The 26,647-nt window shown below is 63.1% G+C and carries 24 protein-coding genes, 1 tRNA gene and 1 rRNA gene; 4 read left to right on the plus strand and 22 right to left on the minus strand.

Going from position 1 to position 26,647, the window contains the following annotated elements; all coding sequences use genetic code 11:
* The 9 genes from R4P65_RS10860 to R4P65_RS10900 form a co-directional block, all read right to left on the minus strand.
* Window positions 1-66 (minus strand): 16S ribosomal RNA (locus R4P65_RS10860); the annotation flags it as partial.
* A 549-nt stretch (window positions 67-615) separates the two neighbouring features.
* A complete protein-coding gene (locus R4P65_RS10865; protein WP_317826492.1) occupies window positions 616-813 on the minus strand; it encodes a hypothetical protein in 198 nt (65 codons plus the stop codon).
* Window positions 814-965: 152 nt separating this feature from the next.
* Window positions 966-1,388 carry a DUF2752 domain-containing protein gene (locus tag R4P65_RS10870; protein ID WP_317826493.1) on the minus strand — a complete coding sequence of 141 codons (423 nt, stop codon included), beginning with the start codon at window positions 1,386-1,388 and terminating at the stop codon, window positions 966-968.
* A 30-nt stretch (window positions 1,389-1,418) separates the two neighbouring features.
* Window positions 1,419-1,988, minus strand: a complete 570-nt coding sequence (locus R4P65_RS10875; RefSeq protein WP_230816489.1) for an RDD family protein — start codon at window positions 1,986-1,988, stop codon at window positions 1,419-1,421.
* Window positions 1,989-2,109: 121 nt separating this feature from the next.
* Window positions 2,110-2,182: transfer RNA gene (locus R4P65_RS10880), tRNA-Thr, on the minus strand.
* Window positions 2,183-2,212: 30 nt separating this feature from the next.
* Window positions 2,213-3,442: a DNA polymerase III subunit delta' gene (locus R4P65_RS10885; RefSeq protein ID WP_317826494.1), complete on the minus strand. Its 1,230-nt coding sequence runs from the start codon at window positions 3,440-3,442 to the stop codon at window positions 2,213-2,215.
* 33 nt (window positions 3,443-3,475) lie between these two features.
* Window positions 3,476-6,436 carry a type I DNA topoisomerase gene (topA, locus tag R4P65_RS10890; protein ID WP_317826495.1) on the minus strand — a complete coding sequence of 987 codons (2,961 nt, stop codon included), beginning with the start codon at window positions 6,434-6,436 and terminating at the stop codon, window positions 3,476-3,478.
* Window positions 6,437-6,651: 215 nt separating this feature from the next.
* Entirely contained in the window at window positions 6,652-7,236 is a 585-nt protein-coding gene (locus R4P65_RS10895) for a hypothetical protein (RefSeq protein ID WP_003946106.1), read from the minus strand.
* Window positions 7,237-7,421: 185 nt separating this feature from the next.
* On the minus strand, window positions 7,422-7,625 hold the full coding sequence (locus R4P65_RS10900) for a cold-shock protein (protein WP_003946117.1): 204 nt from the start codon (window positions 7,623-7,625) through the stop codon (window positions 7,422-7,424).
* Window positions 7,626-8,081: 456 nt separating this feature from the next.
* Between R4P65_RS10900 and R4P65_RS10905 the strand changes: the two genes are divergently transcribed.
* Window positions 8,082-10,370, plus strand: a complete 2,289-nt coding sequence (locus R4P65_RS10905) for a DEAD/DEAH box helicase (protein ID WP_317826801.1) — start codon at window positions 8,082-8,084, stop codon at window positions 10,368-10,370.
* 22 nt (window positions 10,371-10,392) lie between these two features.
* On the opposite strand, the gene R4P65_RS10910 is transcribed toward R4P65_RS10905, so the two are convergent.
* From R4P65_RS10910 to ssd, 7 genes are all read right to left on the minus strand, one after another.
* Window positions 10,393-10,743 (minus strand): Rv3654c family TadE-like protein, encoded by a 351-nt coding sequence (locus R4P65_RS10910; protein ID WP_317826496.1) that lies wholly within the window; start codon window positions 10,741-10,743, stop codon window positions 10,393-10,395.
* Window positions 10,740-11,099 (minus strand): TadE family type IV pilus minor pilin, encoded by a 360-nt coding sequence (locus R4P65_RS10915; protein WP_317826497.1) that lies wholly within the window; start codon window positions 11,097-11,099, stop codon window positions 10,740-10,742. Before R4P65_RS10915 ends, R4P65_RS10910 begins: the two co-directional genes overlap by 4 nt.
* Window positions 11,099-11,302 (minus strand): DUF4244 domain-containing protein, encoded by a 204-nt coding sequence (locus tag R4P65_RS10920; protein ID WP_230816494.1) that lies wholly within the window; start codon window positions 11,300-11,302, stop codon window positions 11,099-11,101. The genes R4P65_RS10915 and R4P65_RS10920 overlap by 1 nt, the downstream gene beginning before the upstream one ends.
* Before the next feature lie 65 nt (window positions 11,303-11,367).
* On the minus strand, window positions 11,368-11,931 hold the full coding sequence (locus R4P65_RS10925; protein WP_411742541.1) for a type II secretion system F family protein: 564 nt from the start codon (window positions 11,929-11,931) through the stop codon (window positions 11,368-11,370).
* A gap of 17 nt (window positions 11,932-11,948) precedes the next feature.
* Window positions 11,949-12,737 carry a type II secretion system F family protein gene (locus R4P65_RS10930; RefSeq protein ID WP_317826499.1) on the minus strand — a complete coding sequence of 263 codons (789 nt, stop codon included), beginning with the start codon at window positions 12,735-12,737 and terminating at the stop codon, window positions 11,949-11,951.
* Window positions 12,734-13,915 (minus strand): TadA family conjugal transfer-associated ATPase, encoded by a 1,182-nt coding sequence (locus tag R4P65_RS10935; protein WP_317826500.1) that lies wholly within the window; start codon window positions 13,913-13,915, stop codon window positions 12,734-12,736. The genes R4P65_RS10930 and R4P65_RS10935 overlap by 4 nt, the downstream gene beginning before the upstream one ends.
* Window positions 13,912-15,006 (minus strand): septum site-determining protein Ssd, encoded by a 1,095-nt coding sequence (ssd, locus tag R4P65_RS10940; RefSeq protein ID WP_317826501.1) that lies wholly within the window; start codon window positions 15,004-15,006, stop codon window positions 13,912-13,914. The genes R4P65_RS10935 and ssd overlap by 4 nt, the downstream gene beginning before the upstream one ends.
* 312 nt (window positions 15,007-15,318) lie before the next feature.
* On the opposite strand from ssd, the gene R4P65_RS10945 reads away from it, so the two are divergent.
* Window positions 15,319-16,137 carry an HAD-IB family hydrolase gene (locus R4P65_RS10945; RefSeq protein WP_317826502.1) on the plus strand — a complete coding sequence of 273 codons (819 nt, stop codon included), beginning with the start codon at window positions 15,319-15,321 and terminating at the stop codon, window positions 16,135-16,137.
* Window positions 16,138-16,529: 392 nt separating this feature from the next.
* Here the strand turns inward: R4P65_RS10945 and R4P65_RS10950 are convergent, their stop codons facing one another.
* From R4P65_RS10950 to R4P65_RS10970, 5 genes are all read right to left on the minus strand, one after another.
* A complete protein-coding gene (locus tag R4P65_RS10950; protein ID WP_020905979.1) occupies window positions 16,530-17,279 on the minus strand; it encodes a hypothetical protein in 750 nt (249 codons plus the stop codon).
* Between the two features lie 56 nt (window positions 17,280-17,335).
* The gene (locus tag R4P65_RS10955) at window positions 17,336-19,060 is read right to left on the minus strand and encodes an ABC transporter ATP-binding protein (protein ID WP_317826503.1); all 1,725 of its coding nucleotides are present in this window, start codon (window positions 19,058-19,060) and stop codon (window positions 17,336-17,338) included.
* A gap of 5 nt (window positions 19,061-19,065) precedes the next feature.
* A complete protein-coding gene (locus R4P65_RS10960; protein ID WP_317553436.1) occupies window positions 19,066-20,022 on the minus strand; it encodes an ABC transporter permease in 957 nt (318 codons plus the stop codon).
* A complete protein-coding gene (locus R4P65_RS10965) occupies window positions 20,015-20,941 on the minus strand; it encodes an ABC transporter permease (protein WP_230816501.1) in 927 nt (308 codons plus the stop codon). Before R4P65_RS10965 ends, R4P65_RS10960 begins: the two co-directional genes overlap by 8 nt.
* Window positions 20,942-21,066: 125 nt before the next feature.
* Entirely contained in the window at window positions 21,067-22,683 is a 1,617-nt protein-coding gene (locus R4P65_RS10970) for an ABC transporter substrate-binding protein (protein ID WP_230816502.1), read from the minus strand.
* 364 nt (window positions 22,684-23,047) lie between these two features.
* Here R4P65_RS10970 and acs point away from each other — a divergent pair, with 364 nt between their 5' ends.
* Window positions 23,048-24,979, plus strand: a complete 1,932-nt coding sequence (gene acs / locus R4P65_RS10975; RefSeq protein WP_317826504.1) for an acetate--CoA ligase — start codon at window positions 23,048-23,050, stop codon at window positions 24,977-24,979.
* Window positions 24,980-25,016: 37 nt separating this feature from the next.
* Here acs and R4P65_RS10980 read toward each other — a convergent pair whose 3' ends face one another.
* Window positions 25,017-25,442 carry a MarR family transcriptional regulator gene (locus R4P65_RS10980; protein WP_317826505.1) on the minus strand — a complete coding sequence of 142 codons (426 nt, stop codon included), beginning with the start codon at window positions 25,440-25,442 and terminating at the stop codon, window positions 25,017-25,019.
* Between the two features lie 107 nt (window positions 25,443-25,549).
* Here R4P65_RS10980 and R4P65_RS10985 point away from each other — a divergent pair, with 107 nt between their 5' ends.
* Window positions 25,550-26,629 (plus strand): substrate-binding domain-containing protein, encoded by a 1,080-nt coding sequence (locus R4P65_RS10985; RefSeq protein WP_317826507.1) that lies wholly within the window; start codon window positions 25,550-25,552, stop codon window positions 26,627-26,629.
* Window positions 26,630-26,647 lie beyond the last annotated feature (18 nt).

Consider the following 26,647-nt stretch of genomic DNA (forward strand, 5'->3'; position numbering starts at 1 on the left):
CTCGACTTGCATGTGTTAAGCACGCCGCCAGCGTTCGTCCTGAGCCAGGATCAAACTCTCCGTTGAAGACTCTAGATATCACCAACCCGAAGGCCGGCTAATCAGTCATAGACAAAAAGAGTCAAATCACTAGCAAAAAAACTCAACTAGCAAAAAATGTGTCGGCAACCATTCAGACGGAAGAATGAACAATCACCGACGAAAAATACTCACACCACACACAAACCAACCAAACCCCAAGAGGCGGTTGATCATTCGCGGATGTGAAGTACCAAAAAAATTTGGCACTGACATTCATCGACACACTGTTGAGTTCTCAAAGAACACGCACACACCATCACCACGACCCTATGGCCGCCGCTCCGGGGCAACTTTTCCAGCCTATCCCATCATGATCATCGGCGCAAACCGCTGAACATCCGGGGAAGAACTGAAGGTGAAGCACAACCATACATGATGGAAACTACTTCGAAATTTGGTCAGGCACTTCGTACAACCTCGTGTCACTCGCCGTAAGGCGGGAGTCGGTGTCCGTGTCGCTCTGACCTGGACAAAGTTACGCGAAGATCAACACAACACCAAATCGCCAGGTCAGAGCACTGCAGTCGGTAAACTTCACGGAACCCAGTACCTCTCGGCCAGTTCTTCGACGATCGGATCGCCTTCTCCGGCCTGTTCCAAGGCTTCGAGGTCGTCGTTGATCGAAACCAACCGGGGATCGTCACCCTCCGCTTCCTGGATCGGGTGCCGGCCGTCCTCGGCGAGTTGCCGCAGCAGCTTCTCCTTGACGCGAGCTTTCAACGAATCCGCCATACCGCCAGCATGTTCCCCGCCGAGCCAGTTGTCGAGGCCTACTCGTCGTCCTTCTTACCGAAGACACGTCGTGCCGTCGGAATCAGAATGATCAGCGCGCCGAGCAGAACGATGAGCGAAAAAACCTGCATTGCCATATCGACCTCTTACCGTCACGCCGGCGCGAGCCAGCTCCCCCACGGGGTGTTTCGAACAACCGTAAATGCAACGAGAACTCCGAGCACCACAATCGTCACGGTCGGCCGAAGCACGATCATGCGATCCCGCGTGCCTTTCCAGCGGCGCACTGTCCAACCGATCGACGCGATCACCAATACCGCGACAAACGGCACGATCAAGATGTTGCTGGACACTGCGGCACCAAGATCCAGATTAGTCAGGTCATTGACCGCACGAAGGCCACCACACGCCGGGCACCACAATCCCGTCAACGCGTACATCGGACAAACGCCGTAACTACCCGCACTGTGGGGATCGCGGAAATGGAGAACGGCGGCGGCCGTCACGGCCACGGCAGCGACACCGACGGGTGCGACCAGCGCGCGTCTTCGACTTGCCACCGCTTCCAACTCCATGGCACCCACTGTAAGAGACCCCGGCAACGACTAGCTCGCCCGAACGACTACCGATCGAACCACCATGTCGTGCCAGCACTGGTGCTTCGAGTCCCAGAGCGGCCAGAGATAGTTGAGGAAGCAGGCGCCACCCAGGATCGCCATCAAGACCCAACGAAGCAGCGCCACCACCGGTCCGAGAGGTACGCCGTCGGACTCCCGAATCACAGAGATCCCCAGCCACTTCTTGCCGAGCGTCTGTCCGGTGTTTCCTTGTCTGAAGACGAGATTCCACACCTCGATCAAGAAGATGGCCAGTATGCCGACGACCATGACGATCACGCCGACCGGATTGCCGCCCTCAGCGCTCACGCTGCCGTCGTCGTAGGTGGTCACTTCGGATCCGGAGAACGCGATCACCGCCCCGATGATCGCGAGGATGACGCCCGGAAGCGGAACGACAAAGCCATCGAGGATTGACGCAAGAACACGAGAGATCCATGTTGCGTACGGATAGGCGGGCGTCGGTGACTGATAGCCCTGCGGCGGCATCGGCGGCATCTGCCCGTACGGCGGCGGATTCTGCGGTGGTTGGCCCGATCCCCAGTTCTGATCCGACATCGAAGTCTCCCCTGCTCAGGCACGTATTCGCCAGAATCAGGATAAACCGCAAATACGTAAGAGTTGGGAACAAACGCCAAGAGCCCCACATCCGGATTTCCGGGTGTGGGGCTCTTGGCCGAGCTGCCTGAGAGAATCGAACTCTCGACCTTTTCATTACGAGTGAAATGCTCTACCGACTGAGCTAAGGCAGCGTGCCTTTCGGCGGTGGCGAGTCTATCTGGTCAACCCCCGGATCGCGAAAACGGGGGTCGGAAAGCGGCTCCGATGGAGGCAACCATCGCGTCGAGCGCCCACTGCAACTTGACGTTGAAGTCGACAGCCTCACGGCATTCGAGCACGGCTTCGATGCACTTCAGCAACCCCTCCGGGGACGTTCGGGCAGCCAACTCGGAGGCCTGACGAGCCATGTCGGGATGGGTCGCCGTCGACGTCGACCCCAGTGAATAGGAAAGTGCGTCCCGGTACATGCCGGCCAAGTCGATCAGGGTCCGGTCGAGGAGATCGCGGCGGGCCCGCGTGTCACGCGATTTCTGACGCGCTTCGAGGTCTTTGATCAGACCAGCCGATCCGCGCAGAGTCCCGGCCGTTCCCTTGCCGGTACCACCGCCGCCCAACGAGACCTTGAGCTCTTCGAGTTCCTGTTCCTTGAGTTCGGCGTAGAACGCCTTGGTGTCGGCCTCGATCGACTTCACCAGGTTCTCGGCGGCCTTGTAGGCCGTCGACGCACCGATCGCGTCTGCGGCTAGCCGCAACGAACGCTGACGCTCGTCCCGCGCACTCTCGTCAGTAGCAAGGCGCCGAGCCCGACCGACATGTCCGCCGCTTATCGATGCGGCGATTCTCGCCCGCTCCGGATCCAGGCCGTCGCGGTCGATCAGCACCTGAGCGATCGATTCGACGGACGGCGTCACCAACGGCATGTGCCGGCACCGCGAGCGCAAGGTGACAGACATGTCTTCCGGATCGGTCGTAGGCGCACAGAGCAGGATGACCGTGCGGTCCGGTGGCTCCTCGACAACCTTCAGGAGTGCGTTGGCCGCGCCCTCGGTCAAACGATCGGCATCCTCGACCACGATGACCTGCCACCGGCCCGTCGTCGGCCGACGCGAAGCGATGTTGACTATCTCGCGCATGCCTTTGACGCTGATGCTCAGGCCGTCGGGGATGATCCGTCGTACGTCACCGTGGGTTCCACCCATCGTCGTCGTACACGCATGGCACTCACCACACCCTGGTACCCCCTCAGAGGTGCATTGCAGGGCTGCGGCGAAGCAGAGAGCAGCAACCGAACGACCCGAGCCAGGTGGCCCGGTGAACAGCCACGCGTGAGTCATTTCCGAGCCGCTGGAATCGCCGCGAGCCGACAGTGCAGCATCACGCAGACTTTTCTCGACGTCGTGCTGACCCACCAGCCGACCGAACACACCTCGTTCGGCCACTTCAGTACTCATGCAAAAACCCTAACCGTCGGCACCGACGAAGCCCTACGAGTCCTTCTTCGCCGGAGCCTTCTTGGCAGCTGCCTTCTTCGCCGGAGCCTTCTTGGCAGCTGCCTTCTTTGCCGGGGCCTTCTTGGCGGCAGTCTTCTTGGCAGCGGCTTTCTTCGCCGGAGCCTTCTTGGCTGCTGCCTTCTTCTTGACCGGGCCACGAGCACGACGATCAGCCAGCAACTCCGACGCACGAGCATCGGAAATGGATTCGACGTCGTCGTCCTTGCGAAGGCTGGCGTTGGTCTCGCCGTCGGTGACATATGGACCGAAACGGCCGTCCTTGATCACCATCGGCTTCTCGCTGACCGGATCGACACCCAACTCACGCAACGGAGGCGTTGCCGACGCCTGACGCCCACGACGTTTCGGCTCGGCGTAGATCTTGAGCGCCTCGTCGAGCGTGACGGTGAACATCTGCTCTTCGTTGGCGAGCGAGCGCGAGTCCGTGCCCTTTTTCAGGTACGGACCGTAACGGCCGTTCTGCGCAGTGATCTCTTCCTTCGATTCGGGGTCGACACCCACGACGCGAGGAAGCGACAACAGACGAAGCGCATCTTCCAAGGTGATCGTCGCCAAGTCCATGGACTTGAGCAACGACCCCGTCCGAGGCTTGGGGCCCGCGACCTTCTTGGCAGCCTTCTTCGCCGGCGCCTTCTTGGCCGCGGCCTTCTTCACCGCAGTCTTGGTACTGCCCGAACTGATTTCTTCCGGCTCGGGAACGGGAACGATGTCCGGTTCCGGTTCGGCCGGAGGCTCGGGCAGGATCTCGGTCACGTAGGGACCGAAGCGGCCCTCCTTCGCGACGATCTCGTGGCCCGTCAGTGGGTCGACGCCCAGCTTGCGGCCCTCTTGAGGCGTCGAGAACAGCTTCTCGGCGTACTCGGGGGTGAGCTCGTCCGGCGGCAGGTCATCGGGAAGATTGGCCCGCTGCGAGATCAGATCGCCTTCGGGATCATCCGGATTCTGAACCATGCGCTCGAGATACGGGCCGAACCGGCCGACGCGCACGTGAACCTCGCGGCCCTCGGCGTCGTCGAAGAGACGGATGGAGTTGACCTCGCGAGCGTCGATCTCCTCGAGGTTGACACCGACCATCTTCTTCAGCCCGCCCTCGCGGGCCACCGAACCTTCTGCGCCTGTCTCGCCGCCGAAGTAGAAGCTGCTCAGCCAGTTGCCACGCTGCTCGCGGCCGCCGGCGATCGCGTCGAGATCGTCTTCCATTCCTGCCGTGAAGTCGAAGTCGACCAGCCGGCCGAAGTGCACCTCGAGCAGTCCGATGACGGCAAACGCCACCCAGGACGGAACCAGCGCGCTGCCACGCTTATAGACGTATCCGCGATCGAGAATGGTCTTGATGATCGACGAGTAAGTCGAAGGACGGCCGATGCCGAGTTCTTCGAGCGTCTTGATCAGGCTGGCTTCTGTGTAGCGAGCGGGCGGGTTGGTGCTGTGCCCGTCCGGATCGAGCTTGGTGGCCGTGACTTCCTGGCCTTTGACCAGTACCGGAAGCCTGGATTCGGCGTCGTCGGACTGACCGCCGGCCTCTTCGTCGACACTTTCGACGTAAGCCTTGAGGAAGCCGGCGAACACGATGGTGCGACCGGAAGCGGAGAACGTGCAGTCCTCGCCGGTGCCTGCAGTGCCGGAGATGCGGAGCGTCAACGTCGTACCTCGGGCGTCGGCCATCTGTGAAGCGACGGTGCGCTGCCAGATCAGTTCGTACAGCTTGAACTCGTCGGAATCGAGCTTGGAGTGCAGCTGACCCGGGGTCTGGAACACGTCGCCGGCGGGGCGAATCGCCTCGTGCGCTTCCTGCGCGTTCTTGACCTTGCGGGTGTACTGACGCGGCGTCGGATGCACGTATTCCGGACCGTACAACTCGGTGGCCTGCGCTCGAGCGGCAGCGATCGCCGACTCCGAGAGCGTCGTCGAGTCGGTACGCATGTAAGTGATGTAGCCGTTTTCGTACAGACGCTGCGCGATACGCATGGCGCGCTCGGACGTGAAACGAAGCTTGCGTCCGGCTTCCTGCTGGAGCGTCGACGTCATGAACGGCGGGTACGGCTTACGGGTGTACGGCTTGTCCTCGGCGGACGACACCGTGAGGTCGACGCCCTGCAACGCTTCCGCGAGACGACGCGCATACGCCTCGTCGAGCACGGTGACCGCGCTGCCCTTGAGCTTTCCGTCAGCTCCGAAATCGCGACCGGAGGCGACACGCGAACCGTCGACGGAGACCAGGCGTGCGCCGAAACTGCGCGGACTGGCCTCTGCACCGGCGTCGAGCGTCGCGGAAATATCCCAGTACGACGCCGACTTGAACGCCATGCGCTCGCGTTCGCGCTGGACGATGACGCGAGTGGCCACCGACTGGACGCGGCCGGCCGAGAGCTTCGGCATGACCTTCTTCCAGAGAACCGGGCTGACCTCGTAACCGTAGAGACGGTCGAGGATGCGGCGGGTTTCCTGAGCGTCGACGAGGTCGGTGTCGAGTTCGCGGGTGTCTTCGGCAGCAGCACGGATTGCCGGCTCGGTGATCTCGTGGAAGACCATTCGACGAACCGGAATCTTGGGCTTGAGAGTCTCGAGGAGATGCCAGGCGATTGCCTCGCCCTCGCGGTCGGGGTCAGTTGCGAGGAAGAGCTCGTCGGCGTCCTTCAACAGAGACTTGAGTTCGGCGACCTTGCCCTTCTTTTCCGGGCTCACGACATAGAGCGGCTCGAAGTCGTGATCGACGTTGACGCCGAGGCGGGCCCAGGACTCGCCCTTGTACTTGGCCGGAACGTCTGCTGCGCCGCGTGGCAGGTCGCGAATGTGACCGACCGATGCCTCGACGACGTAGTCCTTACCGAGGTAGGGAGCGATTTTGCGCGCCTTGGTCGGTGACTCGACGATCACGAGGCGACGAGGGTTACCGGACGCTCCCTGACCGCTGCCGTTGTCCGCTTTAGCCACCTGCTGCCCGAGCCTTCCTTTGGACGTTCACTGCCGTCGGCAGATCTTCAGAACTAGACGTGTGGAGCAAGTTATACCCCGTGTCTCTCTTTACAGAGTGACATACCCGCAAGACATTCGTGCAGATCAGTACAGTATGGGCTCCGTCGGACACGCGGCATGAGCACCGCCGGACACGCGGCATGAGCACCGTCGGACGCGAGGCAAGAGCACTGTCAGACGTGCGGCCAGGCGACCGAAGTGTCGACGTGTTTCGGCGCCTCACCGAGGTATTCGACGAGCTTTGTCAGTCTCTTCTTTCCCGACACACGGAGCCCCGGACCCGGTGTCCGGTTACCCAGTTGAGTCGGCGCGATACCAACCCTCATCAAGGCCTGAGCCAGCGGTGCGTGTGTCTCCTTGGCATGGGGGTCGAGGCCGAACACGAATCGCTCGCCGCCTTCTTCGAGCCTGCCGGCCGCGACGGCCCACACCCGGAGTTGGCGGGAGTTCGGTACCCAACCGACCGGCACTGCCTTCACAGCTCCCTTGGTCCACTGCACGGACAGCGGAAGGAGTGCGGGCGTCGACTGAGTGCGGACCAGTGGGCTGCCTTCTTCACTGCGCGTCACCTCGGCCCCGAGTCCGCACTGCGCGATCAACTCGGCAACGGCCTGCGCTCGCCAGTCCCGATCCACGACGATCGAGATTCGGGCACGATCCTCCGAGGTCACGACCTGACCTGGTCCGGCCAGCATTCCGGCAAGGTCCGTCACGGCAGGTGGAATCGACTCGGCAGAGAAAAAGGACAGTTGGCTCACAGAGTGAAACGTAAGCCACGAAGGTAGTGACGGCCTAGACGACCGGCCGAGGTCGAACAGCTGCGTGTATTCGCTCCGGGCGGAGAAGGTACTTGCTTGCACCGAAAAGATTTGTCCCCCACCGCACGGATGCGATGGGGGACAAATACTGTCCGAACTATTCGCTCAGCAAGTGAGCGGAAAAATCAGACCGCGCGAACGCCGGTAGCTTGGGGACCCTTGGTGCCCTGGCCGACCTCGAACTCCACACGCTGGTTCTCCTCGAGGGTACGGAAGCCGTTGCCCTGAATTTCGGAGTAGTGAACGAAGACGTCTGCGGAACCGTCTTCGGGAGCGATGAAGCCGAAGCCCTTTTCAGCGTTGAACCACTTCACAGTGCCCTGTGCCATGCTTTTCCTTCTCTTTCTAACACCGGATTCGGTGAACAGCCCTTACAGTCCACCGGGCCGGTTCCGACCGCTGTACGTCTTTATTTCCCCCTCAGGAAAGGCAGAGCACCGCGCCCGCAACAACGATCCTGCGAGCGTGCACTTTCTCAAGCCTACGAACACAGAAGCTGCGACCGATTGTCAGTCAACCATGTTCTCCGCGTGCACAACAGTCGAAAAGGGAACTAAAAACGTTAAAAGTTCGCTACGAGAAAAACAGCCCACGATCGTGGTTTCCCGCTTGCGCGCCGAGCACCCGGTTCCACCAAGACCGCCGACCGTTGCGTATCATCAAAACTGCAGGTAGCGACAGTTTCCGATTGCCGCCACACCCCAACGCCGAGCCCGGAGAGTCACGTGAACGCACCTTCCCCGATCCCCGCCCCGGGAGGGAAGCCTGGCGAGACCTACGGGCAGATGCTGCTCGATCGCGTCGTCGCCGGGGTCAGTGGAAGCGAAAAACCACTGATGTTCACCGCGCAGTTACCTGCTCGCGTAGCCGAGTTCACCGAATGGCCGGAGTGGGTGCACCCCAGCGTCGTACGTGCGCTCGCCGAGCACAGCGTGCGGTCCCCGTGGATCCACCAGAGTGAGGCCGCCGACCTCGCGTACGCGGGAAAACACGTGGTCGTAGCCACCGGTACCGCGTCGGGTAAGTCTCTGGCATACCAACTCCCGGTGCTGACGGCCATGGCAACCGATCCGCTCGCAACAGCCCTCTACCTCTCCCCCACCAAAGCACTGGGCTCGGATCAACTGCGAGCGGTGCTGTCCCTCACCGACTTCGACGTCGAACTTCGCAGCACCAACGCCAGTGCGTACGACGGCGACACCTCGCAAGAACTCCGCACCTGGGCGCGCGAGAACTCGCGCTGGCTCTTCACCAACCCCGACATGATCCACATTTCACTGCTCCGGACCCATCAGCGATGGGCGCACTTCTTCCGCAACCTGAAATACGTGATCATCGACGAATGCCACTCTTACAGGGGAGTCTTCGGATCGAACGTCGCGCTCGTGATCCGGCGACTGCGCAGGATTGCGGCCCGTTACGGCGCCGAACCCACCTTCATCCTGGCCAGCGCAACCACAGCAGATCCCGGCGCGGCAGCCTCGCGACTGATCGGCGCCCACTGCACCGAGGTCACGGAAGACGGATCGCCGCACGGCCCACGTACCGTCGCACTGTGGGAACCGCCGCTGCTCGAAGCATTGACCGGCGAAAACGGTAGCCCGGTACGACGTCCCGCGGGTGCGGAAGCTGCGCGGATCATGGCCGACCTCATGATCGAGGGCGCCCGCACTCTCACCTTCGTTCGCTCCCGCCGCGGCGCCGAGCTGACCGCGATGGCCACCAAACGTCTACTTGCCGAGGTGGACCCGGACCTCGCCGAGCGAGTCGCGTCGTATCGCGCCGGATATCTGGCCGAGGACCGACGCGAACTTGAAGCTGCACTCGCCGACGGCACACTGCTGGGCGCAGCCACCACCAATGCACTGGAGCTCGGCGTCGACATCGCAGGCCTCGACGCCGTTGTCGTGGCAGGCTTCCCGGGCACCGTCGCCTCGTTCTGGCAGCAAGCCGGTCGCTCCGGGCGACGCGGGGAGGGTTCACTCGTCGTGTTGATCGCACGCGACGATCCACTCGACACCTACCTCGTTCACCATCCGTCGGCGGTACTGGACAAACCCGTCGAGGCGACGGTGACAGATCCCGGAAATCCGTACGTTCTAGGACCACAACTTCTCTGCGCAGCAATGGAACTCCCACTTTCCGATGCCGAGGTGGACGCATTCGGGGCTCTCGAGGTTCTGACCAGACTGTCGGAGGAAGGCAAGATCCGACGCCGAAAGCACGGATGGTTCGTCACCGCTGATTCGAACCCCCACGGCTCTTTGGACATTCGCGGCGGTATCGGAACTCAAGTGGCCATTGTCGACGGTGAATCCGGCCGGATGCTGGGCACTGTCGACGCGGGCCGCGCTCCCGCCACAGTTCATCCTGGTGCCGTGCACATCCATCAAGGCGAGACCTACGTCGTCGACGAACTGGACCTCGACGTCGGACTCGCACTGGTACACACCGAGAATCCTGACTGGACCACCTCGGCCCGCGAGACCACCGAAATCACGATCACCGAACAACTCGAGCACAAGAACTACGGCGACATCGCCGTCGCTCTCGTCCAGGTCGAGGTGACACACCAAGTCGTCGGGTACCTACGACGGTTGACTTCGGGTGAAGTCCTCGACTCGATCGAACTCGACATGCCCGCACACACTTTGCCCACCAGGGCAGTGATGTACACGGTCACACCGGAACTCCTCGTATCCATCGGGGTGCCGCCCGAGCGGTTCCCCGGATCACTGCATGCCGCCGAACATGCCGCGATCGGACTTCTGCCACTGGTGGCGATCTGCGACCGCGGAGACATCGGCGGAGTATCGACGGCCATGCACGCGGACACCGGACTCCCGACGGTCTTCGTCTACGACGGTCATGCCGGCGGCGCCGGGTTCGCCGACCGGGGGCACAGCGAACTGTCACGGTGGCTCACCGCGACGCGCGACGCCATACTGTCCTGCGAGTGCGCTCACGGATGCCCGTCTTGCGTCTATTCACCCAAGTGCGGCAACGGAAACGACCCACTCGACAAAGACGGCGCGGTGAAGGTTCTGACCGCCGTCATCGACACAATCAGCTGAGACGCGAACGGCTGAGACAAGATCAGCTGACCGGACCCGCACGGGCGAAAGCCTGCGCATCGCCGATCCCGAAGCCCGACAACAACGCCGGTGCGCGTATCTCGACCACTACATCCCACCCCTGGACATCGCACTCCTCGAGCACCGTACTCATCCGCTCCGCGATCGCCGCGGACATCTCACACGCCGCCTTGTCACCGCCGTCCAAGGCGCCCGCCCCGCCGAGGGCCGAAAGATCAGCCGCCGACTGCGCCGTGTGCCTGGCCACCACCGCGGACCCGACATGCAGTATCCCGCCGGTCACCAGCACGATCGCCGCCAGAATGCAGCATGCCAGAACCGTGGCAACACCTTCGTCGTCACGTAGGTTCACCCCTCCTCCACCCCCGGTTCCACTGCTGCCACCGCCTCGGAAGAAATGTCGACCAACGGCAGCAACGTACTTTCGGCGCTGACAACGGCCACCGCAAAGCCGTCCACGATCTCCACCGAGATCGACGCATCTTCGGGTGCGATCCGACGGGCCGTGGCAACCGCAGACTCACGATCACCACGAGCCACCAGACGTGCAGCCTCACGAGCGGCGTCAACACACCGAACCTGCATCGACACCGCGAGTACACCGCCGATACACAGCACGACCACGGTGACGATCGAAGCCAGAGCAATCGCGGCCTCCACCGTCACGGCTCCGTCGTCGGCTTGCCGAATACCTCTCGTGGACAACATCACACCGCCGTCTTGAGAGCCTTGTCGATGATGCCCGTCAGTGCCGAGACAATGGAGTCACCGGTGACCACGGTGTACAGGACGGCTCCGAACGCCGCGGCAGCGATGGTGCCGATCGCGTACTCCGCGGTGGACATGCCGTCGTCCTCGGCAACCAACAGGGCAAATCTGGCTGACACCGACCTCAACGTCTTCGAAATCATTTCTCCCCCTTCAATCGAAACCTGTGGCAGCACTTCTGCCGCAGGAGCTTTCACTCGGATCCGGCTCACAGCAGGCCGTTACCGAGCACAGTCGTGGCAAGCCCGATCACCACCGGGACGATGCCCAAGGCGATGAAGGCGGGCAGGAAACACAGCCCGAGTGGGCCGCTGATCAACACTCCCGCGCGTTCGGCAGCGGCAGCCGCCAGATCCTCGGCCTCACCGCGACTACGCTCGGCGAGCTCGGTCATGGACGAGGACAACGACGAACCCGAACGCGCCGAACGCCGGGCCATCCTGGCCAGAGCTTCGGTATCCGGATCGAGAGCGGCCTCGCTCCACGCTGCGTCGGGATCGGCGCCGAGCGCAAGAAGGTCGGCGACGCGGCGAAGCGAGTCGGCCATCGGTTTCGGCGCGGTCGCCGCCATCGCAGTGATCGCGGCGGAGACGGGAAGCCCAGCGCGTAGGCAAGCTCCGAGAAGATCGAGGCTTGCTGCTACCGCCAGTGGATCCGGCTTGTCCGCTACTGGAGCCTCGGGTTCCGTCATCGTGCTCGCGAGGAGTACCCCTGCCACCCTGGCCGAAGCACCACGACGATCGGGAACGACCACGAGCGCCAATGCGATCATCACCGCCGACACCCAGTTCACGACGTCACCTTTGCAGTTATCTGATCAGTCCAGAGCAAACCAGCTGAGACACAAGCGGTTCCGATCACGAGGAGCACTCCGCCGAGCCCGCCTCCGAACAGCACGCGCAACGGCGACGCACCCATCAACTGTCCGAGACCGATCCCCAACAGCGGGAGAAAGGCCAGCACCGCAGCGGTCGCCCGAGCGCCCGCCAACCCGGCTTCGGTGCGTTGACGAAAGCGTCTACGTCCCAACATGTCCGTCCGGACGGCGCCGAGTAGTTCCGCCAGAGCCAGCCCGTGTTGGTCTGCGACCCGCCAGACGGATCCGATGCGGGAGAACTCACGCTCGATGCCGGAATCCGGTACCACGAAGGCCGCTGCGGCAGAACCGCCGAGACGCGCCCTCGCCCCAGCGGACCGGAACACCGCGCTCACTTCGCCGGTACATTCCTCGCCTGCAACAGAACTGGCCGCTGCAGGATGTGCGCCGACGCTCAACTCGGCGATCAGCACCTCCAAACCGGCGAGCAGCATCTTCTGTGAGAGGTCCCGGTTTTCGGCCGCCTTCGTGCGTTGGCCACGAAAGATCAGTGTTCCGACGAGGACGACCGCCGCGCACCCTGCCGAAAGACCTCCGAGAACCCACGCGGCCGAAATCGCGAGAAATGCGGCGACGAAGTCCCATGGAATTTGCCGGGAGGGCTTGTGGATACTCGGGTTGTATGTCGCGAGCCGAGCTCGTGAATCCCGCACCGGCGTAATCGAGACCGCCAACGCGAAGACCAAGAGAGAAACTGTCACGCTCTGACCTCCCGATTGCGAAGCCTGAACATCCGCTCGAGCCGCTCACGACCCGAACCGCCGTCCGGCCACGCCTGCATGATTCGCACGTATCCGTCCGCACTGCGCTCGATGACGCCGATCTGTTCGAGACGCCTCGATCCGTCTGCCAACCTGTGCACGTGCAAGATCACTTGAACCGCCGCGGCAAGTTGACTGTGCAACGCGTGGCGATCCATACCGCCGAGCGCAGCCAACGCCTCGAGCCTGGCCGGCACCTCTTCGGGCGAATTGGCGTGGACGGTGCCGGCCCCGCCGTCGTGGCCGGTGTTCATCGCCGTGAGCAGATCCGTCACCTCCGCGCCGCGAACCTCACCGACGACGATGCGATCGGGACGCATCCGCAGAGCCTGCCGAACCAGATCCCGCACCGTCACCTCTCCGACGCCCTCCACGTTGGGAGCTCGTGCCACGAGGCGGACGACGTGCGGATGCGGCGGTGCGAGTTCGGCCGCGTCCTCGACGCAGACAATTCGCTCGCGCGGGTCGACGGCGCCGAGCATTGCGGACAACAACGTGGTCTTTCCCGCGCCAGTCCCGCCGATCACCAGAAAAGCCAAGCGAGAAGAGATGATGTGATTCAGGAGTTCGCGCGCGTCCGGTTCCACCGCGCCGTGAGCGCACAGCGCGTCGAGGCCCTGTGTCGCCGGCCGCAGCACTCGCAGTGACACGCAGGTTCCGCCCTGGGCCACCGGTGCCAGTACGGCGTGCAGTCGCACCCCGAAGTGCCCGTCGCCGACGCCCCGCAGGCGCCCGTCGACCCACGGTTGGGCGTCGTCGAGGCGTCGACCTGCCGACAGCGCCAACCGTTGCGCCAGTCGACGCACAGCTGCCTCGTCGGTGAACCGCACCGCTGACCTTTCGAGGCCGACCCCGCGGTCCACCCAGACCTGATCCGGTGCGGTCACCAGTACGTCGGCGACACTGGGTTCGTGCAGCAGGGGTTCGAGCGGCCCCGCGCCCGTCAGTTCCGTCTGGAGCACCCTGACGACCTCCAACAGGTCGGTGTCCGCCAGAACGCCGGAGGACTCGGCTCGTACGGCATCGGCAACGGTGGCTGCCGTCGGCTCGGCGACCGACGACGCCGTCAATCGCTCGCGAACGCGGTCGAGCAGTTCGGCCGTGACCAACGCACTCATGCCGCAGCCCTGCGCGGGCGTGCTCCGGATTCAACGGCATCGAGTACCGCTGCTGCCGCCACACTCAACGGACAACCACGGGTCAATTCGAGGCCGCCGCGCTCGAGCATCGGTGCCAGCGAACGGTGGCCACGCATGACGGCAGTCAGGGTCAGGCCGAGCATGTCTGCCACATCGGCACCGCGTAGCCCTCCCGGCGCCGGCCCACGCACGACGAGTCCGACGTTGGAGTTGTGTCGCATCACCCAGGCCCCGACCTTCTCGGCAGCGACACACGCGGCCACGGTGGCCGGAACCACGACGAGGACAAAATCAGAGATCTCCAGTACAGCCTGGCCGACTTCGCTGGGGTTACGCGGCAGGTCGCAGACCACGAGTCCGCCGGATCTGCGACCTGCGTCCAGCACGGCGCGAACAGCGGTCACCGTCGGACCGTCGATCTCACGTCGACTGCTCGCCAGAACCCTCAAGAACTTTCCCTTTGCCGGCAACGCATCACGCAGCGCATCCGGTGCCAACCGTCCGCCCTCGACGGTCAGCGCACCCCAGCGCAATCCGGGGGCCGTCTCGATACCCAACAGGACGTCGGCGCCGGAACCGAGCGCGTCGACGTCCACCAGGAGCGTCGGGACGTGACGCGCCGCCGACGTCAGCGCGACAGCCGCCGCAGTTGCCGAGGCTCCGCCGCCGCCGCAACCACCCACCACGCTCACGACGGTGCCGTCGCCACCCACGTCGACGTGGTCGGCCAGAACTGCGACCAACGCGTTCTCCTCTTCGGGCAGAGACAGAACGCTGTCGGCTCCGATCGCTGTGGCACTCTTCCAATCTTCGACGGTCGGGGTGCCGTCGCATACGAGGAACACTCGCGTTCGCCTCGGGGAACGAGCCAGAGCATCTCGCGCAGCCGACGCGTCCAATACGACCGCCGAAGCGCGGTTCCACTGTTGCCGGGACACGGGATGCTCGGCCTCGTCCAGACGGCGGTCCACCGCGGCAGCGACGCGTCGCACACTCGCGAGGACCTTCGCGTCGTCGACGAGAACCAGAATGCAAGCGCCGGTTTCCCGGGAATTGATCGTCGTGTTCATGACTGCAGAGCCTGAACGAGCACGGGCACCGAAAACAGTGCGGTGAACGACCCTGTGGACAACTACGAAGTTGTGGAGAAACGGGCCTGAGACAGAGGACGACCCCCGCCAATGGGGGGAGGAGGCGGGGGCCGTCTGAGTTCAGCCCCGGGGGGTCGGGCTGAACTAGTTCGAACGAATCGAACAGCAACGATCTTACACCCGACATCGGCGAGAAACGCAAGCCTGAGCTGCACTGAACTGCTGTTTTTCGCCGAAAGAGGATGCTTGCCGAGGAGCACCCGAACCGCCTGTCGGACTATCCTCATTCCTGTGACCGACAAGCCTTCGAACGGACTGAATACCGGGCGGACAGCCGCTTTCTTCGATTTGGACAAAACGATCATCGCGAAGTCGAGCACCCTGGCGTTCAGCAAGCCATTCTTCGCCCAGGGTCTGATCAATCGACGCTCGGTTCTCAAGAGCAGCTATGCACAATTCCTGTTCCTACTGTCCGGCGCCGATCACGATCAGATGGAGCGCATGCGCGAACACCTGACGGCGATGTGTGCGGGTTGGGACGTGGAGCAGGTGAAGGCCATCGTCGCGGAAACTCTGCACGACATCGTCGACCCACTCGTCTTCGCCGAGGCGGCCGATCTGATCGCAGATCACAAGCTGCGTGGACACGACGTCATCGTGGTGTCGGCCTCGGGTGAAGAGATCGTCGCACCGATCGCCCGCGCCCTCGGAGCCACCCATTCCGTCGCGACGTCGATGAGGGAAGAAAACGGCCACTACACCGGCGAGGTCGACTTCTACTGCTACGGTCCGGGCAAGGTCGAGGCGATGGAAAAACTCGCCGCCGAGGACGGCTACGACCTCGCCGCCAGTTACGCCTACTCCGACTCGGTGACCGATTTACCCATGCTCGAGGCGGTCGGACATCCCACCGCGGTCAACCCCGATCGCGCATTGCGCAAGGAAGCAGCCGTAAACGGTTGGCCCATACTGACTTTCTCGAATCCGGTCTCACTTCGTGCGCGGCTGTCGGCCCAATCCACGACGACGGTGGCCACTACTGCCGCGGTGGGAATCGTAGCTGTGGTGGCCGGCGCCATGACCTTCGGGCTACTACGCCGGAAACGCTGAAATCCAAGGCCCACAAACAAAAATTGGTACTTGCTGTGAGCCCGGACACAGGGTACAAAGGAGTTACGGAAGAACGGAAGGCCAGGAACGGCTCGGAAGAGAAGGACCGTTTCCCCAACTGAAATTCCTAGCACGGGCACTAGGGCACCCACGCGGAGCACAAGCCACTATAAGGGCAGAAGCGTTGTGGGCCTGCGAGATTCGTTCAATTTGAGCGAGGACCCCACACAGGTTGCGGGGACGACCTCAGAAAGTACGATCCCTCGCCGAGGCCACCCACACAACCCACCGAGCACGCTTGGTAACGAGTAGTCCGTGCTGACGGGCGGCGAAGTCGATTTATCGGCAGCGCCGCCCGTTCGTTATGTTCCGACAGGCGCAATTGTCCCGGACTACCCGGTAGCTGCGTCGGCAATCGAAGTCGCTTCTCGCGCACCGGCTTCGAGCGCACCGCAGCACAGGATCACCCAACTGCCGACGCCGGCCGGGTTTCCCGAAGCGAATCCTGCCGCGCCGTCCGTGTACGCCTGCGGCCGCCGAAGCCAACTGACCTCGGGGACCCCGAGATTGTGCGGATCCAACCCCGACGAGACCGCAACCAGACGTGAGGCCGCGCGGGCGACGATGCCGTCAGCTGTGCCGAACGGGCTCAGCGCCAAGAGTTCTCCGTGTACGACGGCTGCCAGAACCGGCGCCGGTGCACTGGTTCCGCCGGTGACGAGTTGGGCGAGAGCGTCCAAGCGCTCCCCCACGCCGCGGTCCGACCGTGGCCGTCCCAGTTGATCCGCGTCCTCGACGAGGTCCGCCGCGGCCAACAGGTGCAGCCGGGCCAGAGCCTGCAGTGGGGCGCGCTTCCACGTCGACTCCATGAGCGGAAGGCTGTCGCCGTCCAGAGCCTGAGCTACCCGCAGAGCACCCGCGAGAATCGGGTCACCGGCCATGCCCTCGGCCGGCAATTCGGTGGTGCCACCGGCCAATGAAGCGGAGGCTCGCGCAGCGCGAACCGCGGCTTCGGCGGCAGTGGTGGGCCAACCGCGACGGTTGGTCTTGTGCCGATGAACCTCACCCAGAGCGTCGCGCGCATGATCGGCGGCGGCGCGTACGCCTGGAAGATCGACGAGGGGCTGCAAGGGGTCCGTCACGATCAACGACGGTACCCTTGCAGCCCCTCTGCGGACTTGCCTACCTACCTGTTGCGTCAGCTTCCCAGCTTGATGGACCCACCGGGAATCGCGTCGAGCAACTTGCGCGTGTAGTCCTGCTGCGGATTGCCGAACACGTCGTCGATCGGCGCCGATTCGACGATCGAGCCACGCGACATCACCAAGACGTTGTCCGCGATCTGACGAACCACGGCCAGGTCGTGCGTGATGAAGAGGTACGTCAACCCGAACTCTGCCTGCAGGTCGTTGAGCAGGGTCAAGATCTGATCCTGAACGAGCACGTCGAGAGCGGAGACCGCCTCGTCGCAGATCACGACCTCCGGCTGCAAAGCCAGCGCGCGCGCAATTGCGACGCGCTGACGCTGTCCACCGGAGAGCTCGTTCGGGAAGCGTCGCATGACCGACTGGGGCAGACCGACCTTGTCGAGAAGTTCGCGGACGCGAGCCTCACGCTCGGCCTTGGTCCCGACCTTGTGGGTACGCAGCGGCTCCTCGATCGTGCGGTAGATCGAGTACATCGGGTCGAGCGTGCCGTAGGGGTTCTGGAAGATCGGCTGCACTCGGCGGCGGAACGCAAAGGTTTCCTTCGCGCCGAGTTTCGCCACGTCCTGACCGTCGAAAACCACGTTGCCCGCCGTGGGCTCGAGCAAGCCGAGGACCATCTGCGCGACCGTCGACTTACCGGAACCCGATTCACCGACGATCGCCGTTGTGGTTCCGCGGCGGACCTTGAAGGACACGTCGTTCACTGCGGTGAAGTCAGTGGTCTTGCGGAAACCCTTGCGCAGCTTGAACACCTTGGTCAGATGATCGACGACAAGAACGTCGTCGGTCGCCTTGCCGAAGGACTCTGCCGTACTTTCCTCGGCTTTGACCGCTTCGGCGACCCCTTCCGCCTGTTCCCGAATCTCGGCGCGCGCTACCGAAGAACTGAGTCGCTTCGACGCCAACGACGGCGCAGCAGCGACCAGCTTCTGTGTGTACGGATGCTGTGGACGCTTCAGAATCTCCAGTGCCGGACCGGATTCGACGATGCGCCCCTTGCTCATCACGATCAAGTGCTCGGCGCGCTCGGCGGCCAGGCCCAGATCGTGAGTGATGAGCAGAACGGCGGTGCCGAGTTCCGTAGTCAGACCGTCGAGGTGATCGAGGATCTGACGCTGGACGGTGACGTCGAGCGCCGACGTCGGCTCGTCCGCGATCAGGAGCTTCGGACGGGCAGACAACCCGATCGCGATGAGTGCGCGCTGACGCATACCGCCCGAGAACTCGTGCGGGTACTGCCCCAACCGGCTCTCGGCTTCGGCGAGGCCGGCCTCCTCGAGCAATTCGGCGGCGCGAACCTTGGCAGCTTTACCCTTGGCGATCCCGTTGGCAGCCAGTGCTTCCTCGATCTGGAAGCCCACTTTCCACACGGGATTCAGATTCGACATCGGGTCCTGCGGAACCAAACCGATCTGGCTGCCCCGGATGTGGACGAAGTCCTTCTCCGAAAGCTTCGAGATGTCCTTGCCGTCGAAGATGATCTCGCCTGCCGTCACCTTGCCGGTGCCGGGAAGCAGATTGATGATCGAGTGGGCGGTGGTGGACTTACCCGAGCCCGATTCGCCGACGATGGCGACCGTCTGACCCGGGTACACCGTCAGGCTGACGCCTCGAACTGCCGGAACCGGACCGGAATTGGACTGGAACGACACCTCGAGATCACGAATCTCGAGCAACGGAGTTTCCTCCGAGGTGAGAGTTTCCTTGGTGGTCATCGTGCTCACCGCTTCCGAGACTTGGGATCGAGGGCGTCGCGCAGTGCGTCACCCATCATGATGAATCCGAGGACGGTGATCGCCAAAGCCGTTGCCGGGTAGAACAAAATCGTTGATCCTTGACGCAGCGTCACCTGAGCGTTGCTGATGTCGCCGCCCCACGAAACCTCGGTGGACGGAAGCCCGATACCGAGGAAGGACAGCGTCGCCTCGGCAACGATGTACGTGCCGAGCGAGATGGTGGCCACCACGATGATGGGCGCCAACGAGTTCGGGATGACGTGGCGGATCAGAGTCTTGAGCTTCGAAACACCCAATGCTTCCGAAGCCATGACGTAATCGTTGTTCTTCGCCGAGATCACCGCGCCTCGAGCAATTCTTGCCATCTGCGGCCAACCGAAGAGTGCCAGGACGCCGACGACGGTCCAGATGGTGCGATCGGTGAACAGCTGCATCAGAACGATGGCAGCGAGGATCAGTGGGATACCGAAGAAGATGTCGGCCACGCGGGAAAGAATCGAATCGGTCCAGCCGCCGTAGAAGCCGGACAGCGCGCCGAAGATCACTCCGATCACCAGCACCGACGCAGTGACGCCGACGCCCACGAGTACGGACGCGCGAGCACCGTAGATGGTGCGCGAGTAGACGTCACAACCCTGGCGGTCGAATCCGAACCAGTGGCCGGAAGTCGGTCCCTGCATGCTGTAGGTCAGGTCGCAGAACCGCGGATCGGTACTCGTGAACAAGCCCGGAAACGCTGCGATGACGATGACCGCGAGGATGATGATCGTCGAGATGATGAACAGGGGACGCTTGCGCAGATCGCGCCACGCGTCGGTCCACATGCTCGTCGGCGCCTGATCGAGTTTGACGGCGTCCGTCTCCCCCGGTGCCGCAACTTCGGGCGGTGCCACGAAATGACTTTGCCGGACGACGCGTCCGGTCTTCACGGTCTCAGACATAGCGGATCCTCGGATCGAGCGCGGCGTACAAGAGGTCGACGAGCAGATTCGCGATCAGGTAGATCACGATCAGGATGGTGACGAACGAAACCACCGTCGGCGCTTCACCTCTGGTCACGGCCTGGTAGATCGTGCCGCCGACGCCGTTGATGTTGAAGATGCCCTCGGTGACGATGGCGCCGCCCATCAACGTTGCGAGATCGGCGCCCAGGAACGTGACCACGGGGATCAGCGAGTTGCGCAACACGTGTACGCGAACCACTCGTCCACGGGAAAGTCCCTTGGCGGTGGCGGTGCGCACGTAGTCGGCACTCAGGTTCTCCGCCACGGACGTTCGGGTCAGTCGCAGTACGTAGGCGAACGAGACCGAACCCAGAACCAGGGCGGGGAGTAGGAGATTGGTAAAGCTGGTGTTGCCACCGACCGTGGGCGGGACGATGCCCCATTTGACGCCGATGAAGAACTGAGCCAGGAAGCCGATCACGAAGATCGGGATGGCGATGAGAACGAGGCTGAACAGCAGGACGGTGCTGTCGAAGAATCCGCCCTTACGCAGGCCGGCGATGAGGCCGAAGCCGACACCGAAGACCGTCTCGACTATCAGTGCCATGAAGGCAAGTTTCATCGTGATCGGAAATGCCTGTGCCAGAACTTCACTGACAGGTCGTCCGGAGAACGACGTGCCGAAGTCCAGCGTGAAGATGCCCTTCAGGTACAGCAGGTACTGCTGATAGAAGGGGAGGTCGAGGTGGTAGCGCTCCCGAAGCTGCTGTGCAACAGCCGGACTGAGCGCTTTGTCGCCCGCCAACGCGGCAATCGGATCACCGGGAAGCAGGAAGACCATGGCGTAGATCAGAAGAGTGGCCCCGAGAAAAACCGGGATCATTTGAAGCACTCGGCGACCGATGTACCAGAGCATCGGATCACCTCCTTGTCGATGATCGTGTACGTCAGCGGACAGTCCGGTGTGAACACGAGTTCGGGACGGCAGGCAGGGCGCCTGCCGTCCCGAACTCATGTTTCAGATGCGGATCGTTCTACGCGTCAGTTCTTTTCGATGTCTTCGTAGACCGGAACACCGTTCCAGCTGATGGTCACGTTGGAGACGTTCTCCGACCATCCACTGGCAGCGTTGCGGTACCACGTCGGAACTGCGGGCAGGTCCTTGAGCAGGACTTCCTGAGCCTGATCGAGCAGTTCCTGAGCCTTGGCCTGATCGGTCTGGCCGGCCGATTCGCGCAGGAGGCGGTCGAACTCGGGGTTGGAGTACTCACCGTCGTTGGAGCTGCCGCCGGTCTGGTAGTTCTGCGCCAGGAAGCCGTACTGCTGCGGGTAGTCACCCTGCCAGCCGGAGCGGAAGGAGCTCTGGATGGTGCGGTTGGTGGCTTCGGTGCGGATCTGAGCGAAGGTGGCGTACTGCTTGCCCTTCGCGTCGATGCCGAGGGTGTTGCGGATGCTGTTCGCCGTGGCGTCGACCCATTCCTGGTGTCCGCCGTCCGAGTTGTAAGCGATCTCGAAGCTGCCGGTCCACGGAGCGATCGCGTCGGCCTTCGCCCAAGCGGCCTTGGCTGCCTCGGGATCGAACTTCAGGTTGCTGTTGCCGGTCAGCGAGTCGTTCCAGCCCTTGATTGCGGGGCTGGTGAAGTCGAGTGCAGGCGTCCTGGTCTTGTTGAAGATCTGCTGGGTGATCTGATCGCGGTTGATCGCCATCGAGATCGCCTGACGGCGGAGCATGCCCTCTTCGCCGCTGAAGTGCGGCAGGCGACCCGGGATCGTGAACGTCTCGATGGTTGCCGACGGCTGGTTGACGGTGCGTCCGGGCAGATCCGACTCGAAGGTCGTGACGGCGCTCGGCGGAACCTGGTCGAGAACGTCGACGTTGTTGGCCAGGAGATCGGTGTAGGCCGTGTCGAGGCTGTTGTACATGATGAAATCGACGCCGGCGTTCTTCGGCTTGCGGTTGCCGTTGTAGTCCGGGTTCACGACGGTGTCGATGCGGACGTTGTGCTGCCACGCGCCGGTTCCGTCGAGCTTGTACGGGCCGTTGCCGATCGGGTTCTCACCGAATGCGGCCATGTCCTTGAACGCGACCTCCGGCAGCGGGTAGTACGCCGTGAAGCCGAGGCGATCGGGGAACGCCGACTCGGGCTGCTTGAGTTCGATGGTGAAGGTGGAGTCGTCCACGACCTTCAGACCCGACATGGTCTGTGCCGTCGGTACCTCGGCGGCAACTTCGTCGTAGCCCTTGATCGGGTCGAAGAACGAAGCCTGAAGCTGAGCATTGGTGGAGAGGGCGCCGTAGTTCCAGGCGTCGACGAAGGACTTCGCGGTGACGGGGGTGCCGTCCGTGAAGGTCCAGCCGTCCTTGAGCTTGACGGTGAAGTTCTGACCGTCGGTGCTCTCGATGGACTCGGCAACCTCGTTCTCCGTACCGCCGTCGGCGGTGTACGAAACGAGACCGGAGAACAGCGAGTCGAGGACGCGGCCGCCCATGTTCTCGCTCGTGTTCGTGGGGATCAACGGGTTCTGAGGCTCGCCCGCCCAGGCGTTGACGACGCCACTGGACGATCCGCCCGACGAATCGCCGGACGAACATGCCGTGATCAGCACTGCCGTCATTCCGAGCGCGACCGCGCCGGTCGCTATGCGTGAGATACGCAAAGGAATTCCTTCCACATCTAAGTGACCCCGAGCATGCTCGCGGCCTGCCGACAGCCGTAACTGCCGGCGTCGTGTCGCCTACAACTGAAAGTGAACGTGACTTCGAGTTGCGGTCGAATAATGGTTTGACAATAGACACATCGAGCTCGAAGCGCGCACCGCACCCATTGTTGGAAAATTGGGGGTAATTGAATTCGCACACATTCATTCGTCGGCGGAAGCGACCACCCGTCGCATCAATTCGACCGATCGTCGCAGGACAACGGGTTGCAACGTGATGCAACGGTGCGTTTGCGCGAGCTTGTGACTACCCTCACACGGAGTCAGTAAAGTGTCGATCAAAGTGGAAAGAAGGCCGTCAGCCATGACAAGCGCAGCCGAAACAGACGTCCCCCAGGCATATCCGCCGAGCGCAGAGTTCGCTGCGGCCGCCAACGCGGGACCGGAGTTGCAGGCTGCCGCAGATACCGACCGCCTCGCTTTCTGGGCGAATCAAGCTGAGCGCCTTCACTGGCACGAAAAATGGACCGACGTCCTCGACTGGACCGACGCCCCCGTCGCCAAGTGGTTCGTCGGCGGAAAACTCAACGTCGCCTACAACTGCGTCGACCGCCACGTCCTCGCCGGCAACGGCGACCGCGTCGCCATCGCATTCGAAGGCGAACCAGGCGATTCCCGCGATCTGACCTACAACGACCTCCTCGCCGAAGTCAGTCGCGCCGCAAACACTTTCACCGACCTCGGCCTCGTCGCCGGTGACCGCGTCGCGATCTACATGCCGATGATCCCCGAAGCGATCGTCACCATGCTCGCCTGCGCCCGCCTCGGCCTGACCCACTCGGTCGTCTTCGCCGGATTCTCCGCCACCGCCCTACGCTCACGCATCGACGACGCCCAAGCCAAACTCGTCGTCACCGTCGACGGTCAGTGGCGACGCGGCGCCGCAGCACCCATCAAGACCGCGGTCGACGAATCCGTCGCCGGCGCCGAATCGGTGCAGAACGTGTTGGTGGTCAACCGGACCGGCATCGACGTCGACTGGACCGACGGCCGCGACCTGTGGTGGCACGAAACCGTCGCACAGGCCTCACCCGAACACGAAGCGCAGGCCTTCGACGCCGAACATCCCCTGTTCATCCTCTACACCTCCGGCACCACCGGAAAGCCCAAGGGCATCATCCACACCTCCGGCGGCTACCTCACCCAAGCCTCCTACACCCACCACAACGTCTTCGATCACAAAGCCGGACAAGACGTCTACTGGTGCACCGCAGACATCGGCTGGGTCACCGGACACTCCTACATCGTCTACGGACCCCTCTCGAACGGCGTCACCCAGGTCGTCTACGAAGGCACCCCCAACTCCCCGAACGAGCACCGCCACTTCGACATCATCGAGAAGTACGGCGTCTCCATCTACTACACCGCACCCACCCTCGTGCGCACGTTCATGAAGTGGGGCCGCGAGATCCCCGACGCCCACGACCTGTCCTCGATCCGCCTCCTCGGCTCTGTGGGCGAGCCCATCAACCCCGAAGCGTGGCGCTGGTTCCGAGAGGTCATCGGCGGCAACAAAGCCCCCATCGTCGACACCTGGTGGCAGACCGAGACCGGCGCGATCATGATCTCGCCACTCCCCGGTATCACCGCCACCAAACCCGGATCCGCCATGGCACCACTGCCCGGCATCTCCGCCAAGATCGTCGACGACGACGCCAAGCCCCTCGGCCCCGGCGGCAACGGCTACCTCGTCCTCGACGAGCCGTGGCCGGCGATGCTGCGCGGCATCTGGGGCGATATGGACCGCTACCGCGACACCTACTGGTCACGCTACGCCGAAGAAGGCTGGTACTTCGCCGGTGACGGCGCCAAGTACGACGACGACGGCGCACTCTGGGTCCTCGGCCGCGTCGACGACGTCATGAACGTCTCCGGGCACCGCATCTCCACCTCCGAAGTGGAATCAGCACTGGTGAACCATCACGGAGTCGCAGAAGCCGCCGTCGTCGGTGCCGCCGACGAGACCACCGGACAGGGCATCGTCGCGTTCGTCATCCTCCGTGAAGGCGTCGAGAACACCGGCGACGTCCTCATCGCCGAACTCAAGGCTCAGGTCTCCACCGACATCAGCCCCATCGCCAAACCTCGTCAGATCACGATCGTGCCGGAACTGCCGAAGACCCGGTCCGGCAAGATCATGCGCCGCCTCCTGCGCGACGTCGCCGAAGGCCGCGACCTCGGAGACACCTCGACCCTGGTCGACCCCAAGGTATTCGACGCAATCCGCGGCAGATAGGGCCTTCGGCCCCCGTGCGCCTTTTTGGTAGTCCCCACTACCAAAAAGGCGCACAGGGGCGTAGCCCCTCTCGCAGCTTCAATTCCTCTTTCGACGTCAGCCAGGACTCCTCGGCCACGCGAATATCTGCTGCAACCCGCTTGTGCAAGGACTTTCCGCGCGAGGAGAGAAACACGCGCACCTTCCGGCGGTCGTCCTCACCGACTTCGCGATAGATGAGCGCAAGCGAGACCAGCTTGTCCGCGACTCGCGTCAGCGTCGGAGACGGTGTTCCCGTTCGATCGCGCAGCTCAGCCATAGTCAAGCCCTCGGTCGACGCCAAGGCTTCGAGCGTCATCCAGTGATCGAGAGTGAGATTCTCTGCCGCCAGCGTCTTCTCCGCCGCTGCTGCGGCAATTCGTGCTGCTCGGACCAGCGCGGTCGTCAGCGACGCATCGAGAATTCCGGAGTCACTTTTTCCCACTGATCGCTCCCCCGCTGTTGCGTAGTTCACACTTCTCGGGCAATACTTTCAAATGAAATGATAGTAACCCAGGCCAGGCCGCTGACTCCCGATTCCGGCGGCGACGCATGAACGCTACCGGCGCGCTCGAACGCGCGCGCAGCGCGGTGTGGCGCCTGGGCATGGTGGTTCCCCTCCAGGGACCGGCCGGACTGTTCGGTCCATCGTGCGAAGCAATCAGCGAATTGGCCGCCCGCGACCTCAACAACTCCGGTGGCGTGCTGGGACGCGAAGTCCAGATCGAAGTGATCGACGGCGGCGCGACGCCGAGCGCCGTCGCCGCCCGCGTGCAACAACTACTCGACGCCGGCGACATCGACGCCGTCAGCGGCTGGCACATCTCCTCGGTCCGACACGCGGTTGCACCAGTGGTCGCCGACCGCATCCCGTATTCGTACACCTCGCTCTACGAAGGTGGCGAGGTCAGACCAGGTATCTACTGCTCGGGCGAGACACCACGGCAGCAGATCGCGCCGGCTCTGAAGTGGCTGCGTGACAACGTCGGAGCGCGTAAGTGGTTTGTCGTGGGCGACGACTACATCTGGCCCCACAGCTCACTCGGGGCCGTCCGACAGTTCGCGGCCGAACTCGATCTCACCCTGGTCGGTGGTTCGTTTGTCGACCTGGGGCGCGGCAACATGAAACAGTTGGTCGAGACCGTCTCGAACTCCAGTTGCGACGGCGTGATCATGCTCCTCGTCGGGCAGGACGCCGTCGACTTCAACCGTGCCTTCGCCCGCCGCGGGCTCGACGAATCGATGATCCGGTTCAGCCCGTTGATGGAAGAGAACATGCTGCTCGCGAGCGGGCCTAGGGCAACCCGAAACCTGTTTGCCTCCGCCGCATACTTCCGGTCGATGGTCGACGGCAACTCCATGGACCTGCTGGGACGCTACGTTGCACTGCATGGCGCGCACGCCCCAGCACTGAACAATGCTGCCGAGTCGTGTTACGAAGGGATACATACCCTTTCAGCCCTGGTTCGACGCGCCGACAGCACACAACCGCACGATCTGGACGCCGTCGTCGAAGGCGCCGCGTACGACGGACCTCGCGGAACCGTCGAGTTTCGCAATCGTGTTGCACGGCAGAAGATTCAGCTTGCCGTCGCCGACGGACTCGACTTCTCGATCATCGCCACCCTCTGAAATCTTTCCCTGAGATTC

Source organism: Rhodococcus sp. IEGM 1318, from assembly GCF_033142465.1.
Taxonomy (GTDB): Bacteria; Actinomycetota; Actinomycetes; order Mycobacteriales; family Mycobacteriaceae; genus Rhodococcus_F; species Rhodococcus_F qingshengii_B.

What these genes read in the sequence shown, in the direction of transcription:
- R4P65_RS10865 (WP_317826492.1), bottom strand. Translation starts at nt 813, where the DNA reads ATGGCGGATTCGTTGAAAGCTCGCGTCAAGGAGAAGCTGCTGCGGCAA.
- R4P65_RS10870 (WP_317826493.1), bottom strand. Translation starts at nt 1,388, where the DNA reads ATGGAGTTGGAAGCGGTGGCAAGTCGAAGACGCGCGCTGGTCGCACCC.
- R4P65_RS10875 (WP_230816489.1), bottom strand. Translation starts at nt 1,988, where the DNA reads ATGTCGGATCAGAACTGGGGATCGGGCCAACCACCGCAGAATCCGCCG.
- R4P65_RS10885 (WP_317826494.1), bottom strand. Translation starts at nt 3,442, where the DNA reads ATGAGTACTGAAGTGGCCGAACGAGGTGTGTTCGGTCGGCTGGTGGGT.
- R4P65_RS10900 (WP_003946117.1), bottom strand. Translation starts at nt 7,625, where the DNA reads ATGGCACAGGGCACTGTGAAGTGGTTCAACGCTGAAAAGGGCTTCGGC.
- R4P65_RS10905 (WP_317826801.1), top strand. Translation starts at nt 8,082, where the DNA reads ATGCTGCTCGATCGCGTCGTCGCCGGGGTCAGTGGAAGCGAAAAACCA.
- R4P65_RS10915 (WP_317826497.1), bottom strand. Translation starts at nt 11,099, where the DNA reads ATGTTGTCCACGAGAGGTATTCGGCAAGCCGACGACGGAGCCGTGACG.
- R4P65_RS10920 (WP_230816494.1), bottom strand. Translation starts at nt 11,302, where the DNA reads ATGATTTCGAAGACGTTGAGGTCGGTGTCAGCCAGATTTGCCCTGTTG.
- R4P65_RS10925 (WP_411742541.1), bottom strand. Translation starts at nt 11,931, where the DNA reads ATGATCGCATTGGCGCTCGTGGTCGTTCCCGATCGTCGTGGTGCTTCG.
- R4P65_RS10935 (WP_317826500.1), bottom strand. Translation starts at nt 13,915, where the DNA reads ATGAGTGCGTTGGTCACGGCCGAACTGCTCGACCGCGTTCGCGAGCGA.
- ssd (WP_317826501.1), bottom strand. Translation starts at nt 15,006, where the DNA reads ATGAACACGACGATCAATTCCCGGGAAACCGGCGCTTGCATTCTGGTT.
- R4P65_RS10955 (WP_317826503.1), bottom strand. Translation starts at nt 19,060, where the DNA reads ATGACCACCAAGGAAACTCTCACCTCGGAGGAAACTCCGTTGCTCGAG.
- R4P65_RS10960 (WP_317553436.1), bottom strand. Translation starts at nt 20,022, where the DNA reads ATGTCTGAGACCGTGAAGACCGGACGCGTCGTCCGGCAAAGTCATTTC.
- R4P65_RS10965 (WP_230816501.1), bottom strand. Translation starts at nt 20,941, where the DNA reads ATGCTCTGGTACATCGGTCGCCGAGTGCTTCAAATGATCCCGGTTTTT.
- acs (WP_317826504.1), top strand. Translation starts at nt 23,048, where the DNA reads ATGACAAGCGCAGCCGAAACAGACGTCCCCCAGGCATATCCGCCGAGC.
- R4P65_RS10985 (WP_317826507.1), top strand. Translation starts at nt 25,550, where the DNA reads ATGAACGCTACCGGCGCGCTCGAACGCGCGCGCAGCGCGGTGTGGCGC.